10 protein-coding genes are annotated in these 11,003 nt (G+C 66.1%); 2 read left to right on the top strand and 8 right to left on the bottom strand.

The window, feature by feature from the left end:
* From F6S12_RS26810 to gcl, 6 genes are all read right to left on the bottom strand, one after another.
* On the bottom strand, positions 1-512 hold a 512-nt coding region (locus F6S12_RS26810), incomplete at its 3' end, for an urea transporter (RefSeq protein ID WP_315869508.1).
* Between the two features lie 101 nt (positions 513-613).
* Positions 614-2,029 carry a pyruvate kinase gene (gene pyk, locus F6S12_RS26805; RefSeq protein ID WP_015634657.1) on the bottom strand — a complete coding sequence of 472 codons (1,416 nt, stop codon included), beginning with the start codon at positions 2,027-2,029 and terminating at the stop codon, positions 614-616.
* Positions 2,019-3,299 carry a glycerate kinase gene (locus F6S12_RS26800; protein ID WP_315869507.1) on the bottom strand — a complete coding sequence of 427 codons (1,281 nt, stop codon included), beginning with the start codon at positions 3,297-3,299 and terminating at the stop codon, positions 2,019-2,021. Before F6S12_RS26800 ends, pyk begins: the two co-directional genes overlap by 11 nt.
* Before the next feature lie 153 nt (positions 3,300-3,452).
* The gene (locus tag F6S12_RS26795) at positions 3,453-4,346 is read right to left on the bottom strand and encodes a 2-hydroxy-3-oxopropionate reductase (RefSeq protein WP_011060033.1); all 894 of its coding nucleotides are present in this window, start codon (positions 4,344-4,346) and stop codon (positions 3,453-3,455) included.
* Positions 4,347-4,451: 105 nt separating this feature from the next.
* Complete coding sequence (gene hyi / locus F6S12_RS26790) at positions 4,452-5,234, bottom strand: hydroxypyruvate isomerase (protein WP_315869506.1); 783 nt, start codon at positions 5,232-5,234, stop codon at positions 4,452-4,454.
* A gap of 117 nt (positions 5,235-5,351) precedes the next feature.
* Entirely contained in the window at positions 5,352-7,127 is a 1,776-nt protein-coding gene (gcl, locus tag F6S12_RS26785; RefSeq protein WP_015634658.1) for a glyoxylate carboligase, read from the bottom strand.
* 268 nt (positions 7,128-7,395) lie between these two features.
* Between gcl and F6S12_RS26780 the strand changes: the two genes are divergently transcribed.
* Positions 7,396-7,836, top strand: coding sequence for a GlcG/HbpS family heme-binding protein (locus F6S12_RS26780; RefSeq protein ID WP_015634659.1), 441 nt, complete (start codon positions 7,396-7,398; stop codon positions 7,834-7,836).
* A gap of 131 nt (positions 7,837-7,967) precedes the next feature.
* On the opposite strand, the gene F6S12_RS26775 is transcribed toward F6S12_RS26780, so the two are convergent.
* Positions 7,968-8,576, bottom strand: a complete 609-nt coding sequence (locus F6S12_RS26775; RefSeq protein WP_011060037.1) for a TetR/AcrR family transcriptional regulator — start codon at positions 8,574-8,576, stop codon at positions 7,968-7,970.
* A gap of 169 nt (positions 8,577-8,745) precedes the next feature.
* Here F6S12_RS26775 and F6S12_RS26770 point away from each other — a divergent pair, with 169 nt between their 5' ends.
* On the top strand, positions 8,746-9,669 hold the full coding sequence (locus tag F6S12_RS26770; protein WP_015634660.1) for a DUF808 domain-containing protein: 924 nt from the start codon (positions 8,746-8,748) through the stop codon (positions 9,667-9,669).
* Between the two features lie 7 nt (positions 9,670-9,676).
* Here the strand turns inward: F6S12_RS26770 and F6S12_RS26765 are convergent.
* Positions 9,677-11,003, bottom strand: a 1,327-nt coding sequence (locus F6S12_RS26765; RefSeq protein ID WP_315869505.1) for an FUSC family protein, incomplete at its 5' end; no start/stop codon positions are given.

Below are 11,003 nucleotides of genomic sequence, written 5' to 3'. Positions count from 1 at the left end.
CCCAGGCCCTGGAACAGCCCACCCAGCAGGTTCGCCAGGGACAGCCCGGGCACGCCCTGGGTGGCCGCGGGCAGCGGCTCGATCAGGCTCAGCAGCAGCCAGCCGAGGCCGACGAAGGGTGCTGTGTAGGCCGGCAGGCTGGCGGGGTTGCGGGCACGTTTGAGCCATTGCTGGGTAATGATCGCGCTGAGGCCGCCGGCGGCGATGATCAGCGGCGGCAGCAATACCGACCAGGGCAGGTACAGGCCCAGCAGCAGGCCCAGCAATACGCCGTTGTAGCTGAACAGCCCGGCCTGGCGGTCGGCCTTGGCGTACCCCCGGCGTTGCGCGGTCAGCAGCCCGGCCAGAGCACCCAGCAGGGCAGCGCCGAGCAGTGCCGGGGCACTGACCAGGATCGCCAGCAGGCACAGCAGGCCGCACAGCGGATGGCGCTGGAGAAAGATCTGACTGAAGCCGTTAAGCAGGGCAGTGGCCCAGTCGGGGCAGAAGGCATTGAAAGACTGTGAAGGCATGATGCAAATCAGTGGGGCGGCCCCTGGGCGAGGGTTGCGCCGACCGCCCAGGCCTCCTCTGCGGGAGGCTCTGGCCGGTCAGCGGCGCCATGGGCTGCGGGTCAGAGAAGGGTTTCGACGCGCAACGAATTGGTGGTGCCCGGCTGGCCGAACGGCACACCGGTGGTGATCACCACGGTGTCGCCGCGCTTGGCCAGGCCCTGGGCCTGGGCGATTTCCAGGGCCGTGGCACACACCTCGTCGACCTGGCGCAGCCGGTCGTTGACCACCGAATGCACGCCCCAGGCCACTGTCAGGCGGCGAGCAGTGGCAAGGTTCGGCGTCAGGTTGAGGATTGGCACCGAAGGCCGCTCGCGGGCGGCGCGCAGGGTCGAACTGCCGGATTCGCTGTAGTTCACCAGCACCGCCACCGGCAGGATGCTGCACACCCGGCGGATCGCACAGCTGATGGCGTCCGAGACCGTGGCCTCGGCCTGGGGCCGGCTGACGTCCAGTTGGGTCTGGTAGTCCGGGCCGGTTTCCACCTGGCGGATGATCTTGCTCATCATCTGCACGGCCTCCAGCGGGTATTCGCCGGAAGCGGTTTCCGCCGACAGCATCACGGCGTCCGCACCCTCGGCCACAGCGTTGGCGACGTCGGTGACCTCGGCCCGGGTCGGCGCAGGGGAGAAACGCATGGATTCGAGCATTTGGGTGGCCACCACCACCGGCTTGCCCAGCTGGCGGCAGGTGCTGATGATGTTTTTCTGGATCTGCGGCACGCTTTCTGCCGGTACTTCTACCCCCAGGTCGCCCCTGGCCACCATGATCGCGTCGCTCAGCTCGGCGATTTCCCGCAGTTGGGTGACGGCCGAAGGCTTCTCGATCTTGGCCATCAGGTAGGCCTTGTCGCCGATCAGCGCACGGGCTTCACGGATGTCTTCCGGGCGCTGCACGAAGGACAGGGCCACCCAGTCCACCCCCAGTTCCAGGCCGAAGCTCAGGTCGCGACGGTCCTTGGCCGTCAGCGGGCTGAGGTCGAGCACCGCCTGGGGCACGTTGACCCCCTTGCGGTCCGACAGCTCACCGCCATTGAGCACGGTGGTCTCGATGGCGTCGGCGTGCTTGGCGATCACCCGCAGGCGCAGCTTGCCGTCGTCCAGCAGCAGGTCCATGCCCGGCTCCAGGGCGGCGATGATCTCCGGGTGCGGCAGGCTGACCCGCTGGGCGTTGCCCGGGGTCGCGTCGAGGTCCAGGCGCAGGGCCTGGCCGCGCACCAGTTGCACCTTGCCCTCGGCGAAGGTGCCGACCCGCAGCTTCGGCCCTTGCAGGTCCATGAGGATGCCCAGGGGGTAGTTCAGTTCGCGCTCTACCTGGCGGATCCACTCGTAGCGCTGGGCGTGGTCGGCATGGGCGCCGTGGCTGAAATTGAGCCGGAAGATGTTCACCCCGGCTTGCACCAGCTCACGGATGTCCTCGATGCCGTCGATGGCCGGGCCCAGGGTGGCGAGGATTTTGACCTTCTTGTCAGGCGTCATGTTTGGGGTTCTCGAGAATCAGGATGGCGCGGAAGTCGTTGACGTTGGTGCGGGTCGGCTCGGTGACGATCAGGTCCCCCAGCGCCGCGAAGTAGCCATAGCCGTTGTTGTTGTCCAGCTCGTCGCTGGCGCTCAGGCCCAGGGCCGCGGCGCGGGCGTAGCTGTCCGGGGTCATGATGGCCCCGGCATTGTCCTCGGAACCGTCGATGCCGTCAGTGTCGCCGGCCAGGGCATAGATGCCCGGGTAGCCCTTGAGGCTGTCGGTGAGGCTCAGGAGGAACTCCGCGTTGCGTCCGCCACGGCCATTGCCGCGCACGGTGACCGTGGTTTCACCGCCGGAGAGGATCACGCAGGGCGCCGCCAGGGGCTGGCCGTGCAGGGCGACCTGGCGGGCGATGCCGGCGTGGACCTTGGCCACCTCCCGGGATTCGCCCTCCAGGTCGCCGAGGATCAGTGGGCTGAAGCCGGCCTGGCGAGCCTTCACGGCCGCCGCCTCAAGGGACTGCTGGGGCCGGGCGATCAGCTGGAAGTGGCTGCGCGCCAGGCACGGGTCACCGGGCTTGACGGTTTCCGACTCGGGGCTCTGCAGCCAGCTGCGGACCGCGGCCGGTACGTCGATGCCATAGCGCTTGAGAATCGCCAGGGCCTCGGCCGAGGTGCTGGGGTCGGCCACGGTGGGGCCGGAGGCGATGACCGTGGCCAGGTCGCCGGGTACATCGGAAATCGCATAGGTGTAGAGCGTGGCCGGCCAGCAGGCCTTGGCCAGGCGTCCACCCTTGATCGCCGAGAGGTGCTTGCGCACGCAGTTCATCTCGCCGATGGTGGCGCCGGATTTGAGCAGGGCCTTGTTGATGGCCTGCTTGTCCGCCAGGGTGATGCCGGCGGCTGGCAGGGCCAGCAGCGCCGAACCGCCACCGGACAGCAGGAAGATCACCCGATCCTGTTCCGACAGGTTGCTGACCAGTTCCAGCACGCGCTTGGCCACGGCCAGGCCGGCGGCGTCGGGTACCGGGTGGGCGGCTTCGACCACTTCGATCTTGGTGCAGGGGGCGCCGTGGCCGTAGCGGGTGACCACCAGCCCGGAGACTTCGCCCTGCCAGCTGCGCTCGACCACCTGGGCCATGGCCGCGGCGGCCTTGCCGGCGCCGATGACGATGACGCGGCCGCTGCGGTCGCTGGGGAGATGGGCTTGCAGAACCTGTTGCGGGTGGGCGGCGTCGATGGCTGTGGCGAACAGCTCACGGAGGAATTTTTGCGGATCGACCGACATGGCGGGCTCCCGGATTTCTTGTTATGGGGGGCTTGAAACGGGTGTAGCCGCCACCTCAGGCGGCGGCAAGGTCAGCAGGGCCTGTCCCTGGCCCGCCGTGAGGCGTTTCCTGCGAACCTTGGCGCAGCCTGCGGCAGCGGCTACGGATGCTGCTTATTTCTTCTCGCGGATCGAGAAGTTGGCCATGTGTTCCAGGCCCTTGATCAGGGCCGAGTGGTCCCAGTTGGCGCCACCGATGGCGGTGCAGGTGCTGAACACTTGCTGGGTGTTGGCGGTGTTGGGCAGGTTGATGCCCAGCTCGCGGGCACCGCTCAGGGCCAGGTTCAGGTCCTTCTGGTGCAGGTTGATGCGGAAGCCCGGGTCGAAGGTGCCCTTGATCATCCGCTCGCCGTGCACTTCGAGGATCTTCGAGGAAGCGAAGCCACCCATCAGTGCTTCACGCACCTTGGCCGGGTCGGCGCCGTTCTTCGAGGCGAACAGCAGGGCTTCGGCCACGGCCTGGATGTTCAGGGCGACGATGATCTGGTTGGCCACCTTGGCAGTCTGGCCGTCACCGTTGCCACCCACCAGGGTGATGTTCTTGCCCATGCTCTGGAACAGCGGCAGGGCACGTTCGAAGGCCTGGCTGTCGCCACCGACCATGATGCTCAGGGTGGCGGCCTTGGCCCCGACTTCACCGCCGGACACCGGGGCGTCCAGGTACTGGGCGCCGGTTTCGTTGATCTTGGCGGCGAAGGCCTTGGTAGCGGTGGGCGAGATCGAGCTCATGTCGATGACGATCTTGCCCTTGCCGATCCCGGCGGCCACGCCGTCGGCGCGCAGCAGCACGTCTTCGACCTGGGGGGTATCGGGGACCATGATGATGACGAACTCGGCTTCCTGGGCGACGTCCCGGGGTGAGGCCAGGGCGATGGCGCCGGCGGCGATCAGGTCGGCCGGAGCCTTGCCGTGGTGTTCCGAGAGCAGCAGGCTGTGACCGGCCTTCTGCAGGTTGGCGGCCATTGGGTGGCCCATGATGCCGGTGCCGATAAATCCGATTTTAGCCATGATAAAAATCCTCTATTCAACGGGACCTTGTGGGCGCTGGCTGGCCAGCGAAGGCGGTCTTGCGGGCCTCTTCGCCGGCAAGCCGGCTCCTACGCAGGTACAGGTTCAGATTGCGTTGTGGGTTTTCAGCCAGCCAAGGCCGGCTTCAGTGGTGGTCAGCGGCTTGTACTCGCAACCGACCCAGCCCTGGTAGCCGATGCGGTCCAGGTGCTCGAAGAGGAAGCGGTAGTTGATCTCGCCGGTGCCCGGCTCGTTGCGCCCGGGGTTGTCCGCCAGCTGGATGTGGTTGATCTGGCCCAGGTGGTTGGCCATGGTCCGCGCCAGGTCTCCCTCCATGATCTGCATGTGGTAGATGTCGTACTGCAGGTACAGGTTGTCGCTGCCCACCTGCTCGCGAATCGACAGCGCCTGGGCGGTATTGTTGAGGTAGAAGCCGGGAATGTCGCGGGTGTTGATGGCTTCCATCACCAGCTTGATGCCCACGGCCTGGAGCTTGTCGGCGGCGTACTTGAGGTTGGCGACCAAGGTCTTTTCCACCAGGGCTTCATCGGCGCCCTGTGGGCGGATGCCTGCCAGGCAGTTGATCTGGGTATTGCCCAGGACCTGGGCGTAGGCAATGGCCAGGTCGACCCCGGCGCGGAACTCCTCGACCCGGTCGGGCAGGCAGGCGATACCGCGTTCACCCTTGGCCCAGTCGCCGGCCGGCAGGTTGAACAGCACCTGGCTCAGGCCCTGGGCGTCAAGTTGCGCCTTGATTTCGGCAGAGCTGAATTCGTAGGGGAACAGATATTCGACGCCGCTGAAGCCGGCATCGGCGGCCGCCTTGAAGCGGGCGAGGAAGTCCTGTTCGGTGAACAGCATGGACAGGTTGGCAGCAAAGTGCGGCATGGTGGTCTCCTGTGGTTCGGTCAAGCCTGGGGCTGGCGCCAGGGGGCGGGCGGCCCGGGCGCCACCTCTGGCGGGAGGGGGCGCCCGGGGCCCGGCCGGTGCCAGCGGTCAGGGGTATCAGTCGAGCAGGGAAATCGCGGTAGGGGCGTCGTTGCCCACCAGCGCCAGGTCTTCGAACTCGTTGACCGCGTTGATTTCGGTGCCCATGGAAATGTTGGTCACGCGCTCCAGGATGATTTCCACCACCACCGGCACCTTGAAGGTCTGGAGCATTTCCTGGGCCTGGCGCAGGGCCGGCTGGATGTCCTTGGGTTCGAACACCCGCAGGGCCTTGCAACCCAGGCCTTCGGCAACGGCCACGTGGTCGACGCCATAGCCGTTGAGTTCCGGCGCGTTGAGGTTGTCGAAGGACAGTTGCACGCAGTAGTCCATGTCGAAACCGCGCTGGGCCTGGCGGATCAGCCCCAGGTAGGAGTTGTTCACCACCACGTGGATGTACGGCAGGTTGAACTGCGCGCCCACCGCCAGTTCTTCGATCATGAACTGGAAGTCGTAGTCGCCGGACAGCGCCACCACCTGGCGGTTCGGGTCGGCCTTGACCACGCCCAGGGCAGCGGGGATGGTCCAGCCCAGCGGGCCGGCCTGGCCGCAGTTGATCCAGTGGCGTGGCTTGTAGACGTGGAGGAACTGCGCGCCGGCAATCTGCGACAGGCCGATGGTGCTGACGTAGCAGGTGTCCTTGCCGAATACCTGGTTCATTTCTTCGTACACGCGTTGCGGCTTGACCGGCACGTTGTCGAAGTGGGTCTTGCGGTGCAGGCTGGCCTTGCGCTGCTGGCAGTCATGCAGCCAGGCGCTGCGATCCTTGAGCTTGCCGGCGGTCTGCCATTCGCGGGCCACCTCCAGCAATACGGTCAGGGCGCTGCCAGCATCGGAAACGATGCCCAGGTCCGGGGTGAAGACACGGCCGATCTGGGTCGGTTCGATGTCCACGTGGATGAACTTGCGGCCTTCGGTGTAGACGTCCACCGAACCGGTGTGGCGGTTGGCCCAGCGGTTGCCGATGCCCAGCACGGTGTCGGACTTGAGCAGGGTGGCATTGCCGTAGCGATGGGAGGTCTGCAGGCCGACCATGCCCACCATCTGTGGGTGATCGTCAGGGATGGTGCCCCAGCCCATCAGGGTCGGGATCACCGGAATGCCGGTCAGTTCGGCGAACTCCACCAGCAGCTCGCTGGCGTCGGCGTTGATCACGCCGCCACCGGCCACCAGCAATGGACGTTCGGCCTGGTCCAGCAGGGCCAGAACCTTTTCCGCCTGCAGGCGGGTCGCTGCCGGCTTGGCCAGGGGCAGGGGCTGGTAGGCGTCGATGTCGAATTCGATTTCCGCCATCTGCACGTCGAACGGCAGGTCGATCAGTACCGGGCCGGGACGGCCGGAGCGCATTTCATAAAAGGCTTTCTGGAAGGCGTAGGGCACCTGGCCCGGTTCCAGCACGGTGGTGGCCCACTTGGTCACCGGCTTGACGATGCTGGTGATGTCCACGGCCTGGAAGTCTTCCTTGTGCAGGCGGGCGCGGGGGGCCTGACCGGTGATGCAGAGAATCGGGATGGAGTCGGCCGAGGCGCTGTACAGGCCGGTGACCATGTCGGTGCCGGCGGGGCCCGAAGTACCGATGCACACGCCGATGTTTCCGGCCTTGGTGCGGGTGTAGCCCTCGGCCATGTGCGAGGCGCCTTCGACGTGGCGAGCGAGCACGTGATCGATGCCACCGACCTTCTGCAGCGCGGAATACAGCGGGTTGATGGCGGCACCCGGGATGCCAAAAGCGGTATCGACCCCTTCACGGCGCATCACCAGAACGGCGGCTTCGATTGCTCTCATTTTGCTCATGGTTTTGTGCCTCTTGCGTTTTGTAATTGTATACAAGTGGTTTTGCGCAAAGTGTATTCACGGCGGATGGCGCAGGTCAATCCATTTTCTTGAGCGGCAGCGGCTTTCATCAAAGCCCCGATAAACCGGCGTCCTTTTGTCGCAGGGGCTGCCTTTCGCGAATTATTGTATACAAAAAATAAATTCATTGTGTTCTATTTGTTGTATCGGACTTCTCCTACAAGAAGCTTCCCCAGGCTTTCTCAATAACAAGATAAGGACGGCACCCATGAGCGCTTTAACCTTGAAAGTCGCAGTCAACCTGGCCAACCAGGCCATCAACGCGGGGCGCAAGATCAATGCGGCGCCGCTGACCATCGCGGTGCTGGATGCCGGCGGGCACCTGGTGACCCTGCAACGGGAGGACGGCGCCAGCCTGCTGCGCCCGCAGATCGCCATCGGCAAGGCCTGGGGGGCGGTGGCCCTGGGCAAGGGCTCGCGCCTGCTGGCCCTGGACGCGCAGCAGCGCCCGGCCTTCATCGGCGCATTGAACGGTCTGGGGCAGGGCAGCGTGGTGCCTGCGCCGGGCGGGGTGTTGATTCGGGATCAGGCGGGGGCAGTGATGGGGGCGATCGGCATCAGTGGCGATACCTCGGACATCGATGAGCAGTGCGCCATCAGCGCGATCGAAGCCCAGGGCCTGGCGGCGGACGCTGGCGTCAGCGCATAGCCCTCGACCTCGCGGGCCCGGCCTGTAGCCACTGCCGAGCCCGCGAGGCTGCGAAAAGCCGCGCAGGATCTTGATTGAAACTATTGCGCCCTTGCGGGCCGGGAAACAAACCGGAAAGTACCGAAACGCTATCAGCGATCCAGTTCACAGCCCTTGAGCACCAACCGGATGATGGTCTGCGCCGCAGCTTCGTAGTCGTCTTCGTCGAGCTTGGTCTTGCCGGTGACCACCGAGATCTGCCAGTCGAAGTCGGCGTAGGTCTGGGTCGCGGCCCAGATGCTGAACATCAGGTGGTTGGGGTCGAGCGGGGCGATCAGGCCGCGATCGATCCAGGTCTGGATGCACTCGATGTTGTGCTTGGCCTGGGCGTTGAGCTGTTCCACCTGCTCCGGGCTCAGGTGCGGCGCGCCATGCATGATCTCGCTGGCAAAGACCTTGGAAGCGAAGGGCAGGTCGCGGGAGATGCGGATCTTCGAGCGGATGTAGCCGCTGAGCACTTCGCTGGGCACGCCATCGGCATTGAACGGGGTGGAGGCCTGGAGGATGGGTTCGATGATGCTTTCCAGCACCTCGCGATAGAGGTTTTCCTTGGACTTGAAGTAGTAGTAGACGTTGGGTTTGGGCAACCCGGCCTTGGCGGCGATGTCGCTGGTCTTGGTCGCCGCAAAGCCCTTGTCGGCAAACTCTTCACTGGCGGCCCGCAGGATCAGTTCTTTATTGCGCTCGCGGATGGTGCTCATAAACCAGGGGATTCCTTGCCTGTTCGGGCGGTTGCGCATGGTAGCACCGGCGTCGCGCGAGGCTCAAGAATGCCCGGCGGCCGCGGTTTTACTGCTTCTGGCATCTCGCTTGTGCTGCCAGCGGCACGGTATGCTGCGCGCCTTATTTCCATGCAGGGAAGCCAGGTTCATGGCCGGAAGCAGTTTGCTGGTATTGATCGATGACATCGCCGCGGTACTCGATGACGTGGCCTTGATGACCAAGATGGCGGCGAAGAAGACCGCCGGTGTGCTGGGCGACGACCTCGCGCTCAATGCCCAGCAGGTCTCCGGGGTCCGCGCCGAGCGGGAAATTCCGGTGGTCTGGGCGGTGGCCAAGGGGTCGTTTCGCAACAAGCTGATCCTGGTGCCGGCGGCGCTGGCCATCAGCGCCCTGGCGCCGTGGCTGGTGACCCCGCTGCTGATGCTGGGTGGTGCCTACCTGTGTTTCGAGGGTTTCGAGAAGCTGGCGCACAAATACCTGCACCACGCCGAAGTGGCGGCCGAACATACCCAGACCCTGCAAGCCCTGGCCGACCCCCAGGTGGATCTGGTGGCTTTCGAGAAGGACAAGATCAAGGGTGCGGTGCGCACCGATTTCATCCTTTCCGCGGAAATCATCGCCATCACCCTGGGCACCGTGGCCGGGGCCTCCCTGACCCAGCAGGTGGTGGTGCTCTCGGGTATCGCCATTGTCATGACCGTCGGTGTCTACGGCCTGGTGGCCGGCATCGTCAAGCTCGATGACCTGGGGCTGTGGCTGGTGCACAAGCCCGCCGCCCTGGCCAAACGCATCGGTGGGGCGATCCTGCGGGCAGCGCCGCTGATGATGAAGAGCCTGTCGGTGATCGGTACGGCGGCGATGTTCATGGTCGGCGGCGGCATCCTGACCCACGGTGTGCCCGCCGTGCACCACCTGATAGAAGGGCTGGCCGGGCGCAGCGCCGGGGTCATAGGCCCGGTATCGGCGTTGATGCCGACCCTGCTCAATGCCGTGGCCGGGATCATTGCCGGTGCCGTGGTGCTGTTGGCGGTCACCCTGGCGGGCAAGGCCTGGCGTGCACTGCGCGGCTGACGGGCGCTCAGCCCGCTGCCGGCACCGGGGTCGGCAGCGCGGCCGCTTGTTGCTGGCGGCACCAGCGGCGCCAGGTGAACTGCAGTTGCAGAATCGCCGCCCGGGCCATCTCCCGGGCTTGCAGGGGCAGGTCGCGGTCGCCATCCAGGGCCTTGAGCAGGGCCGCCGAGACCGCATCCAGCTGTTCGCTGCGGTTGGCGCTGGGGCCGCCGTGCCTGAGCAGCGTCGCCAGGTGCGCGAGATAATGCTCGCGTTCCGTGGCCAGGGTGCCCCGGGCCGGGTCCAGGCAACTGCGCAATTGCAGCAGCTCATCTCCCAGGTCCAGCCCCAGCAGGCCGTTGTCCCAGTGACTGCGGCGGTTCTCGGGCTGCATCTGCCAATACCGCGACACCCGGATCAGCCGATCGGCCATGCGCCCGCCGAACCAGCTTTCGGCCTGCTCCGGCGGGCGTGAGGTGAGCTGCGCCAGATCGAACAGCGAAGCCTTGAACATCCGCCGGTAGTGCTGCTCGCCCGGGTTGAGGCTGACCAGGCGCAGCACCACCACGGCGATGCCGACACCGATCAGGGTGGCCATGGCCTTGTTCAGGAACGCCCCGAGGTCGTAGCTCATCAGGTTGCTGGGGCCGACGTTGTTGACGAAAAAGATGCAGAACGCCGAGGCGACGGGCGCGAGCTTCGGTCGGCTCATGCACAGCGAAGCGCAGAACAGCGGCACTGCCAGCCCCAGGCACAGCAGGGGAAAACCGTCCCAGCCCGGCAGCAGGCCAAGGCCGACGAAGGCCGCCACGGGAATGGACAGGGCAATGCCCTTGAAGAAATTCAGGCAGGACGCGGCAGGGTTCTCACGTCCGGCGAACAGGCTCAGCACCACGCCACAGATGGAGACGGCCCCCAGCCCCGAGGGCCAGGCGGACAGCAGCCAGAAGCCGGCGACGGCGAGAAAGGCCAGGGCGCTGCGCAAGCCTCCCAGCACCCCTTGCTGGATATCCCGGTGCCAGGACAGGGCGCCGGGAGCGCCGGGCGGGACCCGGCCCTGTTCCACGGCGCTGACACTCAGGGCGCTCTGTTCCACCCGCTCCAGTACCTGGGCCAGTTGCACCAGGCACAGATGGCCTTCGGCGGACAGCGAAGGGTCCTGCAGTGCCTGTTGCAGGCGCTGGAGCAAGGGCGGCAGGGCGGCGTCATGTTCGGCCTGCAGGGCCTGGATGGTCTCGCCGAGCAAGGGTTGGAGTTGCTGCGCGGTGGCGGCGTCGAGCATCTGCCGTTGCCGCGCCACGCCGCGGGCGGACCGGAGCAAGCCCAGCAGGTCGCGGCTCAGCACCCGCAGCGCC

Origin of the sequence: Pseudomonas sp. JV245A (assembly GCF_032424515.1) — a bacterium.
GTDB classification, from domain to species: Bacteria; Pseudomonadota; Gammaproteobacteria; order Pseudomonadales; family Pseudomonadaceae; genus Aquipseudomonas; species Aquipseudomonas protegens.
The sequence above is the reverse complement of the archived record's forward strand: the minus strand, read 5'-3'. Positions and strand labels throughout refer to the sequence as shown.

What these genes read in the sequence shown, in the direction of transcription:
- gcl (WP_015634658.1), bottom strand. Translation starts at nt 7,127, where the DNA reads ATGAGCAAAATGAGAGCAATCGAAGCCGCCGTTCTGGTGATGCGCCGT.
- F6S12_RS26770 (WP_015634660.1), top strand. Translation starts at nt 8,746, where the DNA reads ATGGCCGGAAGCAGTTTGCTGGTATTGATCGATGACATCGCCGCGGTA.
- F6S12_RS26795 (WP_011060033.1), bottom strand. Translation starts at nt 4,346, where the DNA reads ATGGCTAAAATCGGATTTATCGGCACCGGCATCATGGGCCACCCAATG.
- pyk (WP_015634657.1), bottom strand. Translation starts at nt 2,029, where the DNA reads ATGACGCCTGACAAGAAGGTCAAAATCCTCGCCACCCTGGGCCCGGCC.
- F6S12_RS26780 (WP_015634659.1), top strand. Translation starts at nt 7,396, where the DNA reads ATGAGCGCTTTAACCTTGAAAGTCGCAGTCAACCTGGCCAACCAGGCC.
- F6S12_RS26775 (WP_011060037.1), bottom strand. Translation starts at nt 8,576, where the DNA reads ATGAGCACCATCCGCGAGCGCAATAAAGAACTGATCCTGCGGGCCGCC.
- F6S12_RS26800 (WP_315869507.1), bottom strand. Translation starts at nt 3,299, where the DNA reads ATGTCGGTCGATCCGCAAAAATTCCTCCGTGAGCTGTTCGCCACAGCC.
- hyi (WP_315869506.1), bottom strand. Translation starts at nt 5,234, where the DNA reads ATGCCGCACTTTGCTGCCAACCTGTCCATGCTGTTCACCGAACAGGAC.